The organism is Pseudochryseolinea flava, from assembly GCF_003286915.1.
GTDB classification, from domain to species: domain Bacteria; phylum Bacteroidota; class Bacteroidia; order Cytophagales; family Cyclobacteriaceae; genus Ohtaekwangia; species Ohtaekwangia flava.
On the sequence record NZ_QMFY01000010.1, the window covers coordinates 156,135 to 176,267 of the forward strand.

A 20,133-nucleotide genomic window follows, 5' to 3' on the forward strand; every position below is an offset into this window, starting at 1 on the left:
AATAGGTAAAAAACATTAATCAATCCTACTTACGTGCAATAGCGTGACACCATTTAAAGTACAATATTTGTTTGCTTAAGTGACCAATCAAACCTATCATTGTTATATGGAAAGAAAAGCGGATATCCAAAAAACCATCTACGATAACGCAAAGAGCCACTTCCTCGGTAACTTCCCAGACTCCCTTCCTATTGAACAGGCTTATGTCCACATCGGAATGTATTTGGGATGGATCATTGACTCAGGGCTGTATTCTGAATACTTCGAAGATGAAGCTTCCAATCAAATTTTCAGATTTAAAAGAAGAGAAATCTCGTGCACGATTCTCTCTGAAATCTGGGATGGCTATCTAGGCTATGAGCTTTTCAACCGTCAGGGTAATATGTTCACTTATTATTACTATGGTGGCGGTCTTTATCGCAACGACTATGACGAGATCTTGGTAAGAAGCCTACCGTCAATCTACCACGTAACAGACAGTTGGGAAAACTACGAGAAGATCAGACAACGTACTGATATGCGTTTTTCTGATTGGAAGAAACTTGTGGGCGCACAGTAAATAGTCCGCCCTGTCCTCAAGCGACTGAAATCTATTTACGACTCTATTTAGCCTTTCCGTTTTTATCGATCAGCAATTGCTGTGTCTCGTTCTTAATCACGAGTTCACCCGTCTCTTGCTTATATAGAATCTCTTGCGGTAAGAAACTCACCGCATAATTGTTATTCCACGCTAGTCCATCCGAACGATAAAGTTTCGCCAACGACAGCGTGTATTTATTTTCTTTCGAGGCAGCTCCAGAGTATACCAGAACATAAAAAACTTGGCCTGCCGCATCGCTGTGCACAAGCGATTTGGCATGTGAAAGCTTTGACAATTTAAACACTTGCTTGTCGACAGGAAACAACACCTTAACATCGACCATGCGCGTTGGTGTAATCGTGTAGAAATAGCCTTCAGCGGTCAATGAATCTTTGTACGCTAAACCGGTAGTGTATTTATCAGCCACCAAATGCAAGGGTTTAAACCGTGAAGTAGTCTTACCCAAAAACAATGGAATAGAGTCCGGCGAACTGACAATCCATCGCAGCGATTCATCTAAGGCGGCAATACGTTTGTCAACCGCGCGACGCTCACGCTCTGCATATTCTTTCAACGCTTTCACGTAACTCTTCAACACAACGGTATTGCTATACGTATGGGAGATGAAGTGACCATAATCCTCCGCTTCTTTATCCAAATCCTGCTTGGACATTTTATCGGCAACGCTGTCGAGTTTCATCAGATAATTTGATGCTCTATTAATGCGCTCACGGCTAGTAATGATGTTGGCCGAATCCGCGGCATGTTGGTTCTCTATTTTGATCGAGCGATACTCCAAGTCGGCTATCTTCAAGGTGAATACATCCATTGGTAACGGGTCTGAATCATATTTCGACAACTGTGTGATCAACATACGATCGATTAATTTGGTTAGGTCGCTATGAACCGACACCGAATCTTTGTTCAACTTCTCACGGAGCTTGTTGATTTCCACATCATACGACACCAGGTGATCGCGCATCGGCTGAATTTCCTTCTCAATGATAAGTTTGGTGTTCTCTGCAAACTTTTTATAATCCCACACTTGAACTTCATCTTGATAGAAGTCAGCTTTCGTACTTCCGTCTTTCGGAAAATCTTTGATTTCGTTTTTAGCAAGTACTTGATTATAGCCCGTCTTCGAGCCAAGGTTTGCAAGGCTTCCTTTATAGCTTTCAAATGCTTTTAAGCACGAATCGTAACGCACCACGAGTACTTGTAGCAGTTGAACCGTGGTTTCGTCTGCGCGAAGATAGAGTGCCTTTTCGGAGGGGTAAGCCTGCTGAATACGAGTGTATGATGCGCGCGTTTTGGTATAGAAACTGTCCGCCAACACAAAGTAATGCTTGATCATCTTCACGCGATCAATCTTCTCCCGAAGTCCTTCCATTCTTTTTTCGAGATCAAACTGAATATCGGAGAGCTTCACACCAAATTCACCGGTGCGCAAATCGCGACGATTATATATTTGATAGTACTCATCGTTTCGTTTTACCTCTTTCTCGGTGAGTCCTTTGTAGGCCTTATCGAAGAAGTATATCGCCGAATCCATGTGTGCGATGGCTTTAGAAGTGCTTTTCAAAATGTCCTCCTTTCCCGAGCGTTCTTGCTGAATGATTCCCATGTAGAGGTAAGCATTCGGGTTGTCGATATTTTCTTTGAGGTATTTGCGGAGAAATGGCTCTGCAGACTCATACTGCTTCGTGCTCAGAAGGCCAAAAATGTCCTTATACTTCACTTTTTGAGCGACTGCTGGTGCGGCACAAATAAAAACAAGCAAGAGCTTAACGAAAGCAACTTTTGACATGTTGAGAGATTATTATCTTTCGAAATTAATTAAAATCGGGAGATTTGAGTACCCTATGACCATTTTCCAAGTCAGCATGAAAAAACTGTACCAAACCATTCATTGGGCTTCTATTTGGCGTACAATCAAGCCTTCGCTCGTCATCATTGCGTTTTTTGTAATGCTGAAATACACAGGGGCTTTTTCCGGAATTTCACAAATCACGCAATCAGCGCTGATGAAAACTGGTGTGATGGATGCCAAACCGAGTGACGATGCCTTGGCAAAGGATTTTGATTACAATTTTAAGTTACGCGATCTGCAAGGAAACATCGTCAGTGCTGAAGATTTCAAAAACAAAACACTATTCATCAACCTATGGGCTACCTGGTGCGGACCTTGCCGCTCTGAGATGCCATCCATACAAAGTCTGCACGACAAAGTGGATGCAACGAAAATAGCATTCATCATGCTCTCCATCGACGATCCCGACGCTGATGAGAAAGTCAAAAAATTCGCCTTAAACAATCATTACACTTTCCCGATCTATCGCCCAGTCGATGGGCTTCCCGACCAACTTCATGTTACCAGTATTCCAACAACATTTATTGTAAGTCCTGACGGAAAACTTGTTCAGAAAAAAATTGGCACAGCGCACTACGACACCGAAGGCTTCAAGGATTTTTTAGAAAAGCTGAAGTAAGATTATTTCAACGCAAGCAATTCACGCTGCACGATTTCCATTCCCGTGCTGGCTTTGTCTTGTATCATGCGGACATTGGGAAACTTACCGACTTCAGGAAGATTTGGATCGACAATAAATTTTATACTGTCACTCGGAACGTAGCTGATCAATCCAGCCGCTGGATATACAGCCATCGACGTACCAACTACCAGAAAGAAATCTGCGTCCATCGCATGATGCGCGGCCACTTCAATCAATGGAACACTCTCACCAAACCACACGATGTTGGGGCGTAGCTGTGATCCGAGTGGACACAAGTCGCCAATCTTCAACTCCCACCCTTCAATAGGATACACAAGCGTCGCGTTTTTTGTGCTCCTTGATTCGAACAAACTTCCATGTAAATGAATGACATGTGTCGATCCCGCGCGTTCGTGAAGGTCATCAACATTCTGCGTCACGATCGTTACATCGAAGTGCTCTTCCAGTTCTGCAAGAATCATATGACCGCGATTAGGATTTACTTCCAGTGCGCGTTTCCGTCTCTGATTATAAAAATCCAACACAAGCACTGGGTCTTTCCGCCATCCTTCCGGTGACGCCACATCTTCGACACGAAATCCTTCCCACAAACCATTCGCGTCGCGAAACGTTGGAATACCACTTTCGGCACTAATGCCTGCGCCGCTTAGAACGACTAGCTTCTTCATTCTCGGTTAAAAGTTGAAAGTTAAAAGTCGAAAGTAAATTTAACGCGAAAGTTCACTACTAAAATAAAAGTTGAAGGCTCAAAGCTAACGAGAACTTTAAACCTTCAACTTTAAACTTTCAACCTTCTATTTCTTTTTCTTCGGTAGCGTTTTCTTCGTCGCTGTTTTTTTCGCTGCCGTCTTTTTAGCTGCTACTTTTTTCGCTGGCGCTTTTGCTACTTTTTTTGCGGCTGTTTTCGTAGCCGTTTTCTTAGCAGGTGCTTCTGCTGTTTTTGTTGCTGCTCTCCCCCACCGTCCTTTTTTCTCTGGTGTTGCCGCCGCAAGCGTTATGCACTCTTCATAGGTAAGATCTTTTGGTTCTTTCCCCTTCGGAATTTTCACATTCTTCTTACCTGCTTTGATATACGGACCAAATCGACCGTTGAGTACTTGAATCTCCGGATCTTCCGCAAATGCCTTGATCAATTTATTCGCATCTGCAACACGCTTTGCTTCGATTAATTCGATCGCACGTTCGGATGTGATCTCATAAGGATCATCTGTCTTCGGAATCGATACAAACTTTTTATCATGCAGCACATATGGACCGAAACGTCCGATGTTCACGACGACTGGTTTCTCTTCGAACATGCCCATCTCACGTGGCATCTTAAAGAGTTCCATCGCATCTTCCATGGTGATGTTCTCAATGAACTGGCCGGGACGTAAGCTCGCAAACTTTGGTTTCTCACCACCGTTATCGTCAGGATTTTCACCAATTTGTGCGTAAGCGCCGAACTTACCGAGCTTCACATACACATTCTTTCCTGTCTTCGGATCTACACCCAACTCTCTACTTTTACCGACGGAAGACCGTTCAACCTTTTCAGTAACGGTAACTTTTTTATGGAACGGCTGATAGAAGTTGTCAATCATCTTCTTCCAGTTCAACTTACCATTCGCTATCTCATCGAACTCTTGTTCAATCTCAGATGTAAATGAGAAGTCAGTAACATCTGGAAAATGTTCTACCAAGAAATCTGTTACAACCATTGCCGTGTTGGTCGGGAAGAGTTTATTCTTCTCCGCGCCCGTGATTTCAGAATCGATCTCTTTGGCGATGTCATTATCTTTCAATCGGAAGACGTTGTATTTACGTTCTACGCCTTCGCGAATTTCTTTTACTACATAGCCGCGCTTTTGAACCGTTGTAATGGTAGGCGCATACGTTGATGGTCGGCCAATGCCAAGTTCTTCAAGTTTCTTCACAAGGCTTGCTTCCGTGAATCGCGGTGCATGTCGTGAGAATATTTGTTTAGCGATAATCTGATCAAGTTTAAGATCTTGTCCGATACTCAGTGGTGGAAGTACTTTGCTGTTACCTTCTTCCGCATCTTCATCATCGTCAGACTCCATATAAACAGCTAGAAACCCTTCGAATTTCACAACTTCACCATTGGCGACGAACGTTCTTGGATTCGTTGAAATAGAAATTGTAGCCGTTGTTTTCTCCAACTCGGCATCCGCCATTTGAGAGGCGATGGCACGTTTCCAGATGAGATCATAAAGCCGCGCGGCGTTTCTATCCATACCCGGATCGTTCACCGAAAAATCCGTTGGACGAATCGCTTCGTGAGCCTCTTGCGCTGACGACGACTTTGTTTTAAAAACACGCGGTTGAACGAAATCTTTACCAAATGATGTTTCGATCTGACGCATGGCACCGTTACGTGCTTCATCAGAAAGATTTACGGAGTCAGTACGCATGTAACTGATCTTACCAGACTCGTAAAGTTTTTGCGCCACGGTCATCGTTTGGATAACGGAGAACCCAAGTTTACGCGCAGCTTCTTGTTGAAGTGTTGACGTCGTAAACGGCGGTGCAGGTGAGCGCTTCGAAGGTTTGGTTTGTAGGTCGGCGATTTTGTATTTCGCACCCTTACAAGATTCTAAAAATTCCAAAGCTTCTTCTTCCGTATCGAAGCGTTCCGATAATTCGGCTACGAGTGTTCTCCCTTTTTCGAGCGGGAATTCAGCGTTGACTTTATAAGAAGATTTTGCTTTGAACTCGCTGATCTCGCGTTCACGTTCAACGACTAATCGAACGGCAACACTTTGTACACGACCAGCAGAAAGTCCAGTCTTTATTTTCTTCCACAGAATTGGTGAGAGTTCATATCCTACAAGACGATCGAGCACGCGACGCGCTTGTTGCGCATTCACCAAGTCGATATCAATACCACGCGGCGTTTTAATGGCGTTAAGGATCGCATTTTTCGTGATCTCTGTAAAAACGATGCGTCGTGTTTTTTTATCCGTAAGGTCCAACACCTCTTTCAAGTGCCAGGAAATAGCCTCTCCCTCACGGTCTTCATCGGACGCGAGGTATACCATTTCGGCATCCTCGGCGAGTTTTTTGAGTTTTTGAATGATGTCCTTCTTTTCCGGACTTACTTCATAGGTTGGTTCGAAACCATTTTCGATATCAATGGCGTCGCCTCCTTTGGGTAAATCACGGATGTGTCCCATGCTCGAGGCGACCTTAAAATCCTTGCCCAGATACCCTTCAATGGTCTTCGCTTTTGCCGGGGACTCTACTATTACCAGGTTTTTTGACATGTCAATAATCGCTTGAAAAGGATCAAATATCTGGAAATTTTTAAAAAATCAAATTTGAGGTGTTAAGTTTGGCCCCTGAGTGCAGTAATCAAAGACCCTTCACTAACCAGTTATATGCCTCGTTTTCTTTACCTTTTGCGACATGCTCAAAGTGCTGATAAACAAGTGAATGAGCGTGACCACGACCGTGAATTGACACCCGTCGGTATGAAGCAGTCCATCCATGTCGGTGCTTACCTCATAAAAAATCCTGTGAATCTCGACGCAATCATGTCTAGCACGGCCGAAAGGGCGAAAGCAACGTCTAATCTGATTGCCGACACCTTAAAATTCGACGAAGAAAAAATATTTTTTCAAGAAGACCTTTATGAGGCCTCGACCCGAACCTTTTTTCAATTCATCTCACAACTTAGTGACGACTACCAGTCGGTGATGTGCGTAGCGCACAATCCCGCCATTTCATACGTTGCGGAGTATCTCACGCGCGCCGAAATCGGTGATGTTGTCCCCTCCGGACTGGTCATCATCAAATTCAACATTCACTCATGGAAAGAAGTAAGCCAAGGCAATGGCGAACTCATCCAATATATTCAACCGGCTACGCTGAACGATCATGACTAGTCGTGTGTATTTACTTTATTCATGACGCGTAGAGAAGAAATCATCCGGCGTTTCGATCCAAATGGGCCGGGCATTCAAGGAAATTTATTTGGACTACCTTTCGATGTTGATACAGCGTCTGTTGTATTAATACCTGTGCCTTGGGAAGTAACTGTAACATACCACACAGGTACCGCCGATGGCCCCGAAGCCATTTTGAAAGCATCACAGCAGATTGACAGTTACATGCGCGAAATTCCAGAAGCATGGAAATTGGGAACATGTATGCTACCCGCATCAAAAGACATCAAAGCCGAGAGTAGAAAACTTCGCGCACAAGCATCACAACATATTTCAAAACTTGAACGTGGTGAAAAAACGTTAGTTAATGATCCGCTCGTTAATAAAATAAATGAGTCGTGCGAGAGTTTGAATATCTACGTAAAGAGTACTGCACAAAAACTTTTGCGTGCCGGTAAGATGGTAGGCATCGTAGGCGGCGATCACAGTACACCTTTGGGTTTATTACGCGCACTCGCTGACCATCATCAAAGCTTTGGCATTTTACAAATCGACGCACATGCCGACCTACGAAAAGCTTATGAAGACTTCACTTACTCGCACGCGTCGATTATGTACAACGTGCTGAAAATTCCAGCGGTAAGTAAATTGGTACAGGTGGGCATTCGAGATTACTGTGATGAAGAAGCAAAGATGATTGAGCAATCTGAAGGAAGGGTTGTGACCTTTTTCGATGATGACTTGAAAGATAGGCGCTTCAGCGGTCAATCATGGCAGCAGCTATGCGACAAAATCGTGCGCCAATTGCCCAAACAAGTTTACATTAGCTTTGATATCGACGGACTAGATCCAAAACTTTGTCCGAATACTGGTACGCCTGTTCCTGGTGGACTGGAATTTCAAGAGGCCGTATACTTAATAAAGAAAGTTGTGCAATCAGGTCGAAAGATCATTGGCTTTGATCTCTGCGAAGTAACCTCGGGCGATCACGACTGGGATGCAAACGTAGGAGCACGCATGCTTTTTCAATTGTGTCACTGGATGGGTGTATCGTAGGGCAAGTTAGTCGCGATGAATCCTTCTTAGATGTGTTGAAGTGTTGTTGTGTTGACGTGCTGACGTTTCTCCGGTGTTAGTCGCTGAACCAATAGCTTTCTGCTTTCTGCTTTCTGCTTTCTACTTTCTGCTTTCTACTTTCTACTTTCTACTTTCTGCTTTCAGCTTCAACAATTCTTGAAATTTCCTGATCGAACACTTTTTGTTTTCGATATTATTATATCTTTGCGCCCGGCAAGCCGGCACGACCAGCTCCTGCTGAACTCCCCCAGGACCGGAAGGTAGCAAGGGTAGGCGGTTGTAGCGGTGCGATGTTCGGTTTGCCATTTTTTTGGTCCATACATGAACGATGCACGATTAGTGCCGATCTACGTAAGTCAACCGCATACCAAATTATAACCTTTTAATACCATGAAATTCTTCATCGACACCGGCAATTTAAATGAGATCAAAGAAGCATATGACCTCGGCGTTCTCGACGGCGTTACTACCAACCCATCCTTGATGGCGAAGGAAGGCATCAAAGGAAACGACAATATCCGTGCACACTATAAAGCAATCTGTAACATCGTTGACAACAACGTAAGCGCAGAAGTAATCTCAACGGAGTTCGACGCGATTATCAAAGAAGGTCGCGAACTAGCCAAGATCGACGATAAGATCGTAGTAAAAGTTCCGATGATTAAAGACGGCGTAAAAGCAATCAAGAAATTTACAAGCGAAGGTATCCGTACAAATTGTACACTCGTTTTCTCTGCAGGTCAAGCGATTCTTGCAGCTAAAGCAGGTGCTAGTTACGTATCTCCTTTCATCGGTCGCTTGGATGATATCGGTGCTGACGGTATGGATTTGATCTCTCAAATTGTAACGATCTATAACAACTACGGCTTTGACACTGAAGTATTAGCAGCTTCAGTTCGCCACACAGTGCACTTACTTCAGTGTGCTGAAATCGGCGCCGACGTTGTTACTTGTCCTCTCAACGTAATCACTGGCTTGTTGAAACATCCATTGACAGACTCTGGCTTGGAGAAATTCCTTGCGGACTACAAGAAAGTAAACGGTTAATTCGTTAACCAATAATATATTTTTAAGAGCCGGTATGTCGTTTATCTTTGTATGAAAGATATACCGGCTTATACAATGTTTTCAACCGATCCAGTAGTACGCGTTCAAGACGCGAGCATCTTCCAAGAGAATAGCACCATTCTCGAGGACATCAACTTCGAAATCGACAAGGGTGAGTTTGTATACCTCGTCGGCCGAACTGGATCTGGTAAGTCATCTCTTCTCAAAACGCTTTACGCTGACCTTTCTCTCCGCTTGGGTGCTATCAGCGTTGCAGGATTCGATATCCGCGGAATACAAAGCCATAAGGTTCCTTTGCTCCGTAGAAAACTTGGCATCATCTTCCAAGACTTCCAATTATTTAACGATCGTACCGTTGCTGAAAATCTCATTTTCGTGATGAAAGCGACAGGCTGGCGAGATAACACACGCATGAAAGCACGCGTGAACGAAGTATTGATGAATGTTGGACTTGGATCGATTGAAAAGAAAATGCCGTATCAACTTTCTGGCGGCGAACAACAACGTGTAGTGATCGCACGTGCACTCCTAAACGAGCCGATGATTCTCATCGCCGATGAACCTACCGGAAATCTCGATCCGGAAGTAAGTCATGGCATCATGAAGATATTCCAACAAATCAACAAGAGTGGTACTGCCGTGCTGATGGCCACACACAGCTATGGGCTCATTAAAAAATTCCCGGCAAGAGTGCTAAAGTGCGAAGACAAAAAGGTTCTGGATTCTAAGAAGGAGCAATTTGAATTGATTTCAGAGCAATACTAAGTCGTTACCTTAGGCTTCTCCCCTTCCTGCCCCTTTCTAAGTTCATTTTCCAGTTGCTGAAGATGTTGGTTGAGTAAATCTATCCGCACCATTAAGTTCAACACCAAGGCATCTTTTACTTTTTGACTCGGTCTCGTTTTCATTTCTTCTTTCAACACGAGGTACATCACCTCCAATTGTTTGAAGTCTTGCGTCATGCCATTCAAACCTTCTTCTGCCTTTAGTTCATCGATCATCTCGACTTTTTCAGAGATTTGCTGAACATAATAGGCTTCTACATCATTGAATTCCTTCAGCGAAGTATCGGATGCTAGCGCGCGTGATTTATCGAATTTTGGAATGAGTAAATACACCGACAAGGCCATGAACAAAACAGCTGCAGCTCTCCACACACCAACGCGGTTCCACCATGCTACACGCGACAAGCCCACGGATGCTTCAATTCGCTTCCAGTTCCTTTCACTGGGCTCCTTGTCGTCGAAAGCAGGTTTATTCTGCCTGATAAAATCTTCCAATTGATCTTTCATAGGTCTGTCTTTAGGAACTCTCTCAATTTTGCTTTGGCACGATTCAACTGTGACTTAGAAGTCGATTCGCTGATGCCCATGATCTCTGCGATCTCTTGGTGATCATAACCTTCGATCAAATATAGCGAAAGCACAGATCGGTAGCCATCGGGCAATTGTTCGATAGCGCGTTTGACCTTGTCAACTGTAAGTTCTTCACGATACTCAGCAGCTACTTCGGGCTCGGCTACATCCCAACGATCGTCTTCGGGGAGACTTTCATGTTTACGTTTCTGGACTATATTTATTGCCTTATTCACGACGATGCGCTTTAACCACGCGCCGAACGACGCATCGCCCCGATAACTATCAAGGCTACGGAAAGCGCTGATAAATGCTTCTTGCAGAACATCATCAGCGTCGTCGGCATTACCCGTAATCCGAAAGCCAACATTATACATCGCCTTCGCATATTGGCGATAAAGTTTATAATGCGCTTCGCGATCGCCCGTGCGACAACGGCTAATTAACTCGTCGTGAAGATTAAAAACAGATTGCTCCAAAAGCACCAACTTTTTTCAATAGACAAGGTAGGAATTAAAAGGTTGCATGGTGGGCATTGGGTGTTCGGTATTAGGTATTAGGTATTGGGTATTGGGTATTGGGTATTAGGTATTAGGAATTTAGGAATTGAAAGTTGGGATTTGGTATGAACCCAATGCCCAAAGCCCAATGCCCAAGTCCCAAAGCCCAAATACTATTTCACCAGGTTTAGCGGATTCTTGAGATTTTTATAGGAGGTCAGTTCTACGCCTGCGCTACCGATAAACATTTCGGCGTCGATTTTGAGCGGGATTCTATTCTTATCATCAGAAAACCAAGCGGTTATAGAGTTCTCACCGTCGAAAAGTTTGTTCTTCGGCATCACTGGCACAAATTTCAGCGCGCGCACCTTTCCGACTTTCAGCTTAACGTTATCCTTCCCTTTGTAAACGATTCTGAACTTATAGAACTCATCTTCAAAGAACCCAGTGATCAATACGGTATCATTGACTTTTAGCTTGCTGAAGTCCATCACCCGGAGGTACAAGAATCCACCGATCATATCACGAACAGATGGCGGGGCGTCGTAAAATTTGGGCTCTTTCATCTGACCTTGCTTATTGAGACTTTTTACCTCAATCTTTTTCTTCACGTGATCGAACGTAGTCCACTCATCTTTTTTGTAGCGCCCTTCCCTAATCTTTCTGTAGAATTGATGGGGCACAAGAGCAGCAGTATCGATGTAAGCACCCCATTGGTCATTGACATCAGCAACCCAGTCGACCATGCCAACGGTTTTTCCTGCCACGTCTACTTTGAAGCAGTCGCGACCGTTAACACGGAAATAGTCTGGGTGAATTTTGGCGCTACCTTTTCCCACGTTAAAAAAGCCGTAGGTCATCTTAAAATGAATCTCCTCCCCGCGTGCAAAGCTTGGGTTCCTTACAGCTTGGTAAGTATCGCCCTCGTCCTGAATGAACGCCGAGGAAAAAATGATGATACAAATCCCAAAAAAGAGTCTTTTCATATGCCTAAAATTACATCAAGGAATGAAATTGCATTTCACCTTAATATGAAATTTCAAAGGATGTGCCAATCTTTAGGTAAACTAACACATCCTCTAGAGACGGTTAAACCGACACGTTATTTTCTCTCAACGCATCATTTAACGAAGTCTTTTTATCCGTGCTTTCTTTTCTTTTACCGATAATCAAGGCACATGGTACATGGAACTCTCCTGCCGGAAAAGATTTAGCATAGCTGCCTGGAATAACCACTGAACGCTCAGGAACATAGCCCTTATACTCCACTGGCTGACTGCCTGTAACATCAATGATTTTAGAGCTTGCCGTAAGCACAACATTAGCTCCTAAAACCGCTTCCTTTCCAACCCGCACACCTTCTACCAAGATGCAGCGTGATCCAATAAATGCACCGTCTTCGATGATTACGGGTGCTGCCTGTACTGGCTCTAACACGCCGCCGACACCTACGCCACCACTCAAGTGAACATGCTTGCCAATCTGCGCACAGCTTCCCACCGTTGCCCACGTATCGACCATGGTACCCTCGTCTACGTACGCACCGATATTCACATACGAGGGCATCAAGATTACACCTTTGCTGATGTAGGAACCATGACGCGCAATTGCGTGTGGAACAACACGAACACCAAGCGCTTTGTAATTTCTCTTCAATGCGATCTTGTCATGAAATTCAAACGGACCAACTTCAATGGTTTCCATTTGCTGAATCGGGAAGTACATGATCACCGCTTTCTTCACCCACTCATTAACCTGCCATCCGTTAGCCACTGGTTCTGCTACGCGAATTTCTCCTTTGTCCAATTGCTCAACGACTGTTCTAATCGCTTGTTGCGTTTCCGTTGATTGTAACAGGGACCGATCATCCCAGGTTTTTTCAATGAGTTGTTTCAATTCCATTATCTTAGTTTTAAATCGACATGCAAGAAATAAAAAAAAGAAGAATAGTCCTCGCCTCCGTGCTGAAACCCGTGAATGATGTTCGCATGTTCGAAAAATTGGGTCTCACACTTTCCACCGTTGCCGACGTCCATCTTATCGGGTTTCCAACAAGAACAAACGTTACGCAGGGTGGAGTTCACTTCCATCCCCTTCGTAATTTTAGCCGCCTAAGCTTTACCCGCCTTCTAGCACCCTGGACCATTCTACTTAAAATATTCAAACTAACACCTACTACGCTCGTCATCACAACTCACGAACTGATCGTGATTGGTATACTCGCAAAATTCCTGATCCGTTGTAAGCTGGTATACGACGTGCAAGAGAATTACTACCGTAACATCCGATACACCAATGTTTTCCCACCCATTATTCGCGTTATCCTGGCATATTGGGTGCGACTGAAAGAAAAGCTTGCGCAGAGATTTATCGACCATTACCTACTTGCAGAAGCATGCTATGAGGAAGAGATGACGTTTCCTCATGAAAAAATTTCGATCATCGAAAATAAACTTAAGCGCCCGCACATCTTCGCACGACAGAAACGTGATCCTAACGTGCATCACTTACTCTTTACAGGCACATTAAGCGAAAGCACCGGAATTTTTGTCGCCATTCAACTTGCTGAAGCACTGCATACACGCAACGCTAACATACGACTCACCATCGTTGGCTATGCGCCCATGACCGACACTTACAACCGAATTCGATCAACAATCGAAAACAAACCTTTCATTAGATTGATTGGAGGAAACGAACTTGTACCTCACGATACGATCGTTGAAAGCATAGCCAATGCAGACTTTGGAATAATTGCCTATCCGCCGAACGCATCTACCGAGAATGCAATCCCGACCAAACTCTATGAATACCTCGGCATGAAGCTGCCGATTCTACTGATTGAGAATAAGCGTTGGGAAAACATCTGCCATCAATATTCCGCCGCAGTGCGATTCCCTGCGCAGGGAGATCTTAACGCCGATGCACTGCTTGAGGCAATGAGAACACAGCCGTTTTACACCACCGAACCAACAAACATTTTTTGGGAATCTGAGGTCCACCAGCTATTGAATATCTCCTCAATAACAGCCTAACAAGCGTTCTTTATTTTTTAGACCGATCTAAAAATTGACAGTTTAGCTGTAAAATATGCCAGCAGACCACCATTATAGTGGTAAATATGCGCACAAATAATTTTTTAGACGAATCTAAACTATTAGTTTTACTATACTGTTAACCAGAAAGATGCTAAGTTTCACAGAAGAGAACTATCTGAAATCGATCTATCACCTGTCCAACGGCGGAACGCAAGCGGTGCTCACGAATGCATTGGCAGAGTCGATGAACACGAAAGCAGCATCCGTTACAGACATGGTGAAGAAGCTTTCTACGAAGGGAATGATCTCCTATGAGAAGTATTATGGCGTAAAAATTACAAGAGTTGGAAAAACAGAAGCGCTGATGATTATTCGGAAACATCGGCTGTGGGAAACCTTCCTTGTGCAAACACTTCAATTTAATTGGGATGAAGTACACGAAGTAGCAGAGCAACTCGAACACATCCAATCCCCCCTCCTGATCGAGAAGCTCGACGATTTTTTAGGACATCCACGGACCGATCCGCATGGACACCCCATTCCTGATAAAGCTGGGAAAATTGTGGAGATTAAGCAGGTGATCTTATCGACTTGTGCATTGCGAAAAAAAGTAATGGTTCGCGCGGTGCGAAACGGTTCGCCTTCTTTCCTTCAATACCTCAGTAAGATCGGCGTTTACATTGGCGCGACACTCACCATCGTCGACAAGGTAGAATTTGATGGATCGCTTGAGATCACCATCGACGGAAAGAAGAAAGTATTTATATCCCGCGATGCAGCGGAAAATTTAATGGTAACAGAATGATTATGAGCAATAGATTTCAACAGTCCAAAAGACAAACATTGATCACGCATTTTCTTTGGTTGTCTCTTCTTGTGGTGATTGCAGGTTGTAAGGGAAAAGAAACACCTACCACGCAAGGAAGATTACAAGTTGTCACAACCACGGGAATGATTAAAGATGCTGTGACGAACATTGCCGGCGATCGCGTCGATGTGGTAGCGCTCATGGGACCAGGAGTCGACCCTCACCTCTACAAAGCAACGCAAGGTGACCTTGCTAAACTTACAGCGGCAGACATCATCTTTTATAACGGACTTCACCTCGAAGGAAAGATGGGTGAAGTATTCGAAAAGTTAACGGTACAAAAAACTGTCGTTCCAGTGTCAGTCAGTATTGAAGATACTTTGCTTCGTGCGGTACCCGGCTTCCAAGGCACGCACGATCCTCACATTTGGTTCGATGTAAAGCTCTGGGAAAATGCTGTGAAACAAGTATCAAAAACATTGCAAGAAAAAGACAGTGTGAACGCCGCTTATTATATGGTCAACGAAAAGAAATATCTCGCAACGTTAGATTCCCTTGACGATGCCGTTCGAAAACATCTACAAGAAGTATCGAAGGAACAACGTGTATTGATTACCGCGCATGATGCATTCGGATATTACGGTGATGCATACCAAGTCGAAGTTCGCGGGCTACAAGGTATTTCAACAATGTCGGAGTTTGGTTTGAAAGACGTAACAGAACTCGTGAACTTCATCATCGGCAGAAAGATTAAGGCAATTTTCGTCGAGACATCGGTTTCTCAAAAATCGATCGAAGCGGTCGTCGAAGGCTGCAAGCAAAAAGGATGGGATGTAAAAATCGGAGGCAGCCTTTACTCAGATGCCATGGGTGAAGAAGGTACTCCTGATGGAACATACGTTGGTATGGTGAGCGCAAATACACGTACCATCGTGCGTGCTCTTAAATAAATTGAACAACGACGTTCAAACATGACTTATGGAAAAAGAAATTAGTATCACACCAGCACTCGAGATCCACGACCTTACGGTTGCTTTTGATCGTAAGCCTGTGCTGTGGAACATCGATCTGAAATTACCGCAAGGAAAACTTGTCGGCATTATCGGTCCAAATGGTGCAGGTAAGTCTACGCTCATAAAAGCTGTCATGGGGCTTCTCCCGCTAAGCAGTGGATTTGCAAAACTATTTGATCAAGATTTGAACGACATCAGAACACGGGTGAGTTATGTTCCACAACGCGAGTCAGTCGACTGGGATTTTCCTGCGTCTGTTCTTGATGTTGTACTGATGGGGCGATATGGCAAATTAGGACTATTCAACAGGCCACGTAAAGCAGATCGCGATGCAGCGATGGATTGTCTCAAACAAGTGGGCATGGAACAATATGCACACCGTCAAATATCACAGCTCTCTGGTGGACAGCAACAACGTACATTCCTCGCCCGTGCATTGGCGCAGCAGGCCGATATCTATTTTATGGACGAACCATTTGCAGGCGTTGATGCCGCTACGGAAAAGGCAATCATTGAATTGCTCCGTAACATGACGCAAGCGAATAAAACGGTCATCGTTGTTCATCATGATTTGCAGTCTGTGCCACAATATTTTGACTGGGTAATTCTGTTAAACACAAGGCTAATAGCGTGTGGTCCTACAGCATCAACTTTTACACAAAGTAATTTACAAGAAACATATGGTGGAAAACTCACGCTACTTTCTGACGTGGGTGATCTCATCAAGCGAGAGAGTTTCCCTAACCGCGAAGGATCGGCTAAACAAGCGTTATGAACTCATTCTTAGAATTCTTTTCATTTGCAGATCCCAACATTCGCTACGTTGCTTTCGGCGCCGTACTGCTTACGGCGAGCTCTGCAATTGTCGGATCGTTCACATTCCTGAATAAGAAGTCCCTTATTGGCGACGCTATCGCTCACGCTGTGCTACCTGGAATCTGTCTCGGGTTTATCGTATCACAAACCAAAAATCCTGTTATACTTATTACAGGCGCGTTTATAACGGGATGGCTTTCGCTTCTTGCCGTAGAATTCATTACGGCCCGAACTAGACTCAAAGAAGACACCGCTATCGGACTTGTGCTATCTGTGTTTTTTGGCATCGGCATCGTAATGCTCACAGTAATTCAAAAATCAGGTAATGCTGCACAGTCAGGACTCGATCATTTTCTATTTGGTAAAGCCGCTGCACTTGTTGGCGATGATCTTATCGCATTCGGAAGTGTAGCATTGATACTATTGATCGTTGTCTACTTTCTTTTCAAAGAATTCGCACTCTTGGCTTTCGACAAAGATTATGCAAGGAGTATCGGCTTTCCCGTAAGGATCATCGAACTCGTACTGACATCGCTTATTGTATTGGCTGTTGTTATTGGCATTCAAGCTGTCGGTGTAGTACTAATGGCGGCGATCCTTATTACCCCGGCAGCGGCGGCAAGGTTTTGGACAAACAAAATTACCGTCATGATTTTATTGGCGAGCATCTTTGGTGCCGTGAGTGGATTATCGGGGGCTTACATCTCTTATATCGCGCCAGCTATGCCCACCGGGCCGTGGATTGTTATCGTCATTTCGACTATCGCCTTCATCTCGTTTTTCTTTGCTCCGAAACGCGGCGTGATCAACAGGCTCTTTCGTCAAGCAACGATTCGCAGAACAATCAACGACGAAAATGTATTAAAAGCATTCTACCAATTGGGCGAAGAGAACAAAAACTTTTTCAATCCCCACCCTGCTGAGGCTGTTCTCAGAAAAAGAAGAATGCAGCACGGTGCTATGATCAAAATCCTTGAGCGTCTACAAGCACAAGGATACCTCGAAAAAGCAAAACCAGGATGGACGCTGACTGAAGAAGGAAAATTAAGAGCGCAGCGTGTGGTGAAGATACACCGTTTATGGGAGCTTTATCTTACAACGGAATTGCGGATCGCACCCGATCACGTTCATGACGATGCAGACACGATTGAGCACTTGCTCACCCCCGAACTGGAAGCGGAACTTGAGAGAATATTACAATTTCCGAAAGCGGATCCTCACCAGTCTGAAATTCCATACCGAGACCGCTGAAACAAAATGTGAATGTAAAGAGAAAGACAATCATGAACGACATCTATATCATTACAACGGCCTCGCTAGTGGCATCTTCATGTGCGCTACTCGGATGCTTTTTAATTCTTAGAAAAATGGCGATGGTTGGCGATGCGATCTCGCATGCCGTGTTACCTGGTATTGTGATCGCGTTTTTGATTTCAGGATCAAGAGACTCGATCACGATGCTGATCGGTGCCGGACTCATTGGTATTCTGACAACATTCTTAATTGAATTCTTCCACAAGAAAGCGAAACTTCAAACGGACGCATCCATTGGCGTAACATTCACGTGGCTCTTTGCAGTGGGGGTAGTGCTCATTTCACTCTTTGCAGGAAAGGTAGACTTAGACCAAGATTGCGTGCTCTATGGTGAGATCGCTTATGTACCGATCGATATTTTAATTATCAATAATGAAAGTTTCGGACCACGCGCGCTTTATATCATGAGCGCCATTTTATTCGCGATCATTCTATTTATTTACATTGGATACAAAGAACTATTTCTTACTACGTTCGATCCGGCTTACGCATCTGCTATTGGTATCTCAACTTCCCTCTGGCACTATTTATTGATGAGCGCTGTCTCCCTTACTACGGTGGCATCATTCGAATCTGTTGGTGCAATCTTAGTCGTGGCACTGCTCATTGCCCCTGCAGCTACTGCTTATCTGCTAACCGATAATTTTAAGCTGATGCTCGTCATTGCGTGCTTAGCCGGCATTGCAGCATCGGTGACAGGCTACTACGTTGCCGTATGGCTCGACTCCTCTATCGCAGGGTCCATTGCCATGATGGCTGGCGTGATTTTCACGTTCACGCTGATCTTTTCTCCTTCGCATGGATTAATCTCCAAAAGGTTGAAAGCAACCATCGGGTGAGTTTATATTTCAACACATGGACCACAGAAATTCAAGAAAGAACATTGCAGACCGACACTCCAAGAATTAAAGCAAGGGAATGAACGGGGCGGCGAGGGATTCATTCTATCTCAGTACTTAGTCAATCACATTGATTCGTAATGCACGATTAAACGGGAATGCGGTTACTCCTCACCTATTTTTTCACCTTACGCTTCAGGGGCGCTTTCTTCTTTTTCTTCTTCGATGCTTTGGCCTTCTCATTAAAATCCAGACAAAGCTTTAGCCAGTACTCAAAATTCGCCTTTGACTTATAGCCCGCTTCGTTAACGTAACAATAACCACGAAGCTGTTTACCTTTCATGATCATCGGCTCAAATCCATTCCTTTCAGCAACATCTTCCTCCAACGCCGGGTCGTAACGACACATCAGATTATCACCGCTCACATTAATACACATCTTCCCTTTCACTAAAAAAGCGAGGCCTCGAAACATCTCTTGCTCCACGACCTTAATATCAGGGATCAACTCGAGATATGTCCTAATTCGTTCAGCAAGGGCAAGGTTATAAGCCATAGTGAGATGGATTTAATACAACAATTGTGCAGACAGCAATCGGGGTCTTCTTTTTGACAAAGTGGTTACGAGCCAACCATTGAACAAAAGCTCGCCACTTTATAAATTTACCTAGATATTCAATATATCAAAAGATCGGTCTATGACTAAATCAACGGAAAACTTCCGGCACTTCCTTAACCAAGTTGTGCCACTCCATGAACACGATTTCACGATTGGGTTTCAGTACTTCCATGAGCGAAGGTTAACAAAGGGTGAGCATTTCATCGAAGCAGGTGAAGTCTGTAAACAACTGGCCTTTGTGAACTCGGGAATGCTTCGCACATATTTCGTTGATGATAATGCCGAAGAAGTGACCTATTGTTTTTGCACAGAGAACCATTTCGAAACCAGCTTCAAGAGTTTTATACAACAAAAACCATCGACACTGTCCATTCAATCCCTCGAAGACACTAACCTCTTGGTGATTAATTTTCAAGACCTTCAGCAGCTTTATTGGAAAAGTAAAACATGGGAACGCATCGGTCGGGTTTTCTCCGAGAAGGAATATCTAAAAATGGAAGAGCACGCGTCGAATGTAAAAAATGAAACAGCCTCAGCCAAGTATTTACGTTTGATGACCGATCATCCGCAAATCATTCAAAAGGCTCCGTTGAATTACATCGCCTCATACCTTGGAATCACCCCACGTCACCTGAGCAGATTGCGCGGCGAGTTAAATTCTGGACATTTGTCTACTGCGAAAAACTAGAATGCCCCGACCTTGCAT

At 44.2% G+C, this 20,133-nt stretch carries 21 protein-coding genes and 1 other RNA gene; 14 read left to right on the forward strand and 8 right to left on the reverse strand.

What is annotated here, in order from left to right:
* Window positions 1-106: 106 nt before the first annotated feature.
* Window positions 107-559 (forward strand): DUF7832 domain-containing protein, encoded by a 453-nt coding sequence (locus DQQ10_RS18620; protein WP_112748403.1) that lies wholly within the window; start codon window positions 107-109, stop codon window positions 557-559.
* Between the two features lie 43 nt (window positions 560-602).
* Here DQQ10_RS18620 and DQQ10_RS18625 read toward each other — a convergent pair whose 3' ends face one another.
* Entirely contained in the window at window positions 603-2,387 is a 1,785-nt protein-coding gene (locus DQQ10_RS18625) for a hypothetical protein (RefSeq protein WP_112748404.1), read from the reverse strand.
* A gap of 76 nt (window positions 2,388-2,463) precedes the next feature.
* On the opposite strand from DQQ10_RS18625, the gene DQQ10_RS18630 reads away from it, so the two are divergent.
* Complete coding sequence (locus DQQ10_RS18630; protein ID WP_165824008.1) at window positions 2,464-3,069, forward strand: TlpA family protein disulfide reductase; 606 nt, start codon at window positions 2,464-2,466, stop codon at window positions 3,067-3,069.
* A 2-nt stretch (window positions 3,070-3,071) separates the two neighbouring features.
* Here DQQ10_RS18630 and DQQ10_RS18635 read toward each other — a convergent pair whose 3' ends face one another.
* Window positions 3,072-3,761: an SIR2 family NAD-dependent protein deacylase gene (locus tag DQQ10_RS18635; RefSeq protein ID WP_112748406.1), complete on the reverse strand. Its 690-nt coding sequence runs from the start codon at window positions 3,759-3,761 to the stop codon at window positions 3,072-3,074.
* Window positions 3,762-3,887: 126 nt separating this feature from the next.
* Window positions 3,888-6,359, reverse strand: a complete 2,472-nt coding sequence (gene topA / locus DQQ10_RS18640) for a type I DNA topoisomerase (RefSeq protein ID WP_112748407.1) — start codon at window positions 6,357-6,359, stop codon at window positions 3,888-3,890.
* Window positions 6,360-6,473: 114 nt separating this feature from the next.
* Here topA and DQQ10_RS18645 point away from each other — a divergent pair, with 114 nt between their 5' ends.
* From DQQ10_RS18645 to DQQ10_RS18665, 5 genes are all read left to right on the forward strand, one after another.
* Complete coding sequence (locus DQQ10_RS18645; RefSeq protein WP_112748408.1) at window positions 6,474-6,980, forward strand: SixA phosphatase family protein; 507 nt, start codon at window positions 6,474-6,476, stop codon at window positions 6,978-6,980.
* 21 nt (window positions 6,981-7,001) lie between these two features.
* Entirely contained in the window at window positions 7,002-8,036 is a 1,035-nt protein-coding gene (locus DQQ10_RS18650; RefSeq protein ID WP_112748409.1) for an agmatinase family protein, read from the forward strand.
* Between the two features lie 233 nt (window positions 8,037-8,269).
* Window positions 8,270-8,364: signal recognition particle sRNA small type (gene ffs / locus DQQ10_RS18655), an RNA gene on the forward strand.
* Between the two features lie 83 nt (window positions 8,365-8,447).
* On the forward strand, window positions 8,448-9,104 hold the full coding sequence (gene fsa / locus DQQ10_RS18660) for a fructose-6-phosphate aldolase (RefSeq protein ID WP_112748410.1): 657 nt from the start codon (window positions 8,448-8,450) through the stop codon (window positions 9,102-9,104).
* Between the two features lie 51 nt (window positions 9,105-9,155).
* Window positions 9,156-9,890 (forward strand): cell division ATP-binding protein FtsE, encoded by a 735-nt coding sequence (locus DQQ10_RS18665; RefSeq protein WP_245970471.1) that lies wholly within the window; start codon window positions 9,156-9,158, stop codon window positions 9,888-9,890.
* Here the strand turns inward: DQQ10_RS18665 and DQQ10_RS18670 are convergent.
* The 4 genes from DQQ10_RS18670 to DQQ10_RS18685 form a co-directional block, all read right to left on the reverse strand.
* Window positions 9,887-10,417: a hypothetical protein gene (locus DQQ10_RS18670; RefSeq protein ID WP_112748411.1), complete on the reverse strand. Its 531-nt coding sequence runs from the start codon at window positions 10,415-10,417 to the stop codon at window positions 9,887-9,889. The genes DQQ10_RS18665 and DQQ10_RS18670 overlap by 4 nt on opposite strands.
* Window positions 10,414-10,965: an RNA polymerase sigma factor gene (locus DQQ10_RS18675; protein WP_394341984.1), complete on the reverse strand. Its 552-nt coding sequence runs from the start codon at window positions 10,963-10,965 to the stop codon at window positions 10,414-10,416. Before DQQ10_RS18675 ends, DQQ10_RS18670 begins: the two co-directional genes overlap by 4 nt.
* 188 nt (window positions 10,966-11,153) lie before the next feature.
* Window positions 11,154-11,966: a DUF3108 domain-containing protein gene (locus tag DQQ10_RS18680; protein WP_112748412.1), complete on the reverse strand. Its 813-nt coding sequence runs from the start codon at window positions 11,964-11,966 to the stop codon at window positions 11,154-11,156.
* A gap of 103 nt (window positions 11,967-12,069) precedes the next feature.
* A complete protein-coding gene (locus DQQ10_RS18685) occupies window positions 12,070-12,882 on the reverse strand; it encodes a 2,3,4,5-tetrahydropyridine-2,6-dicarboxylate N-succinyltransferase (protein ID WP_112748413.1) in 813 nt (270 codons plus the stop codon).
* A 20-nt stretch (window positions 12,883-12,902) separates the two neighbouring features.
* Here DQQ10_RS18685 and DQQ10_RS18690 point away from each other — a divergent pair, with 20 nt between their 5' ends.
* The 6 genes from DQQ10_RS18690 (at window position 12,903) to DQQ10_RS18715 (ending at window position 18,808) form a co-directional block, all read left to right on the forward strand.
* On the forward strand, window positions 12,903-14,015 hold the full coding sequence (locus DQQ10_RS18690; RefSeq protein ID WP_112748414.1) for a glycosyltransferase family protein: 1,113 nt from the start codon (window positions 12,903-12,905) through the stop codon (window positions 14,013-14,015).
* Window positions 14,016-14,166: 151 nt separating this feature from the next.
* Entirely contained in the window at window positions 14,167-14,823 is a 657-nt protein-coding gene (locus tag DQQ10_RS18695) for a metal-dependent transcriptional regulator (protein ID WP_112748415.1), read from the forward strand.
* 2 nt (window positions 14,824-14,825) lie between these two features.
* A complete protein-coding gene (locus tag DQQ10_RS18700) occupies window positions 14,826-15,776 on the forward strand; it encodes a metal ABC transporter solute-binding protein, Zn/Mn family (RefSeq protein WP_112748416.1) in 951 nt (316 codons plus the stop codon).
* 28 nt (window positions 15,777-15,804) lie between these two features.
* A complete protein-coding gene (locus DQQ10_RS18705) occupies window positions 15,805-16,614 on the forward strand; it encodes a metal ABC transporter ATP-binding protein (protein WP_112748417.1) in 810 nt (269 codons plus the stop codon).
* Window positions 16,611-17,906 (forward strand): metal ABC transporter permease, encoded by a 1,296-nt coding sequence (locus tag DQQ10_RS18710; RefSeq protein ID WP_112748418.1) that lies wholly within the window; start codon window positions 16,611-16,613, stop codon window positions 17,904-17,906. Before DQQ10_RS18705 ends, DQQ10_RS18710 begins: the two co-directional genes overlap by 4 nt.
* 32 nt (window positions 17,907-17,938) lie before the next feature.
* Entirely contained in the window at window positions 17,939-18,808 is an 870-nt protein-coding gene (locus tag DQQ10_RS18715) for a metal ABC transporter permease (protein WP_112748419.1), read from the forward strand.
* Window positions 18,809-18,983: 175 nt separating this feature from the next.
* Here DQQ10_RS18715 and DQQ10_RS18720 read toward each other — a convergent pair whose 3' ends face one another.
* A complete protein-coding gene (locus DQQ10_RS18720) occupies window positions 18,984-19,364 on the reverse strand; it encodes a TfoX/Sxy family protein (protein WP_112748420.1) in 381 nt (126 codons plus the stop codon).
* A 142-nt stretch (window positions 19,365-19,506) separates the two neighbouring features.
* Between DQQ10_RS18720 and DQQ10_RS18725 the strand changes: the two genes are divergently transcribed.
* Window positions 19,507-20,115 (forward strand): Crp/Fnr family transcriptional regulator, encoded by a 609-nt coding sequence (locus DQQ10_RS18725; RefSeq protein WP_112748422.1) that lies wholly within the window; start codon window positions 19,507-19,509, stop codon window positions 20,113-20,115.
* Window positions 20,116-20,133: the final 18 nt, after the last annotated feature.